This is a genomic window from Roseibium sp. AWQ4_254, from assembly GCF_056161025.1.
This window is the reverse complement of sequence record NZ_JBSWYH010000087.1, coordinates 1-1,023: the sequence shown is the minus strand read 5'-3', so window position 1 is coordinate 1,023 and position 1,023 is coordinate 1. Positions and strand designations below refer to the sequence as shown.

Annotated in this window: 1 protein-coding gene; it reads left to right on the top strand. The window is 45.4% G+C overall.

The genetic code is table 11. The annotated features are described in order from the left end of the window. The first annotated feature begins 228 nt into the window (after positions 1-228). Positions 229-732, top strand: a complete 504-nt coding sequence (locus ACXAIC_RS24725) for a hypothetical protein (protein ID WP_475187094.1) — start codon at positions 229-231, stop codon at positions 730-732. Positions 733-1,023: the final 291 nt, after the last annotated feature.

Sequence of the window (1,023 nt, the reverse complement as noted above, 5' to 3'; positions counted from 1 at the left end):
GCAAGGCGCGTTGCGCAGGACGGCCTGGTTGGCCGTTCAAGCGGCGCAACGCAGTCCGGCGGGCCGGAGCAGGCCACCGAGGCCGTGTTTGAGGACTGTTCAGCTGCGTCCCAGGTTTTGAACGATAAACCATATCGCCCTGCAACCTGCTCCTTGCCGAACAGTCCCCAAACACCGTCAGATCGGTTCCTATCTAGTGAGGTTGGTATGAGTCGAATGAGGACTTAAATGCGGAAAGCTGATATACAACTGATGATAAACGTCATTCGGAATGAGATTTCTTTGGATGAATTCCTTGAACGCTTTTCGATGGACGTACGAAACGACGAACATGCTATGTCAAAAATCCTAAAACTAGCATCAATGGACAAAGACGACGAGGTTTTGGAATATTCCCTAGGTATTGGCTTTAGATTTTTTGAATTCGACAGCAAATGCGTGCCGATTTTGAATAGATTACGTTCCGAAGATTGGCATATTTCTCATGAAGACATTGCGGAGTTATTACAAGATTTTAGAGACCCTAGCAGCGTCGTCGTGTTGTTCGATACTGCCCAGAGGGAATTTGAATATCGTGCGTACGACGATGCATTTGCCCTTGCTGTAAAGTGTATTTGGGCCCTGGGTGATATTGATACTGAATCGTCGAGGCAAAAGTTAAAATTGCTGACGAACTCAGAGAACGAAATAATCAAGAAAAACGCTCAATATCAAATCAACTTGCGATCATAGAAATTATCCAAGGCTTGGTTCGAGCTGACTTCAGTTGTATTCGTAACTCGTAGAGCGTTGATCGAGTCGGGTATCAATCTTTCTACTTAGACATACTCATGGTTTGAAATGTTAATTTTTTGAGCTAATGTAGAATTTAAGGGATATGGAGCCTCTACGGGCAATAGACTAATTGCTTTATTATTTTTATTTAATTCAAGCAGCTGGGCACCCGCAACAACCCGCTATTTTGAGGCGTCCCGACGGCTTTCAGCCATGAGGCCCGCGTTTTTGCCCCGGATCGGATTGATC

Bases quoted from the DNA above. Each gene is read 5' to 3' on its own strand.
- ACXAIC_RS24725 (WP_475187094.1), top strand. From the start codon at position 229: ATGCGGAAAGCTGATATACAACTGATGATAAACGTCATTCGGAATGAG.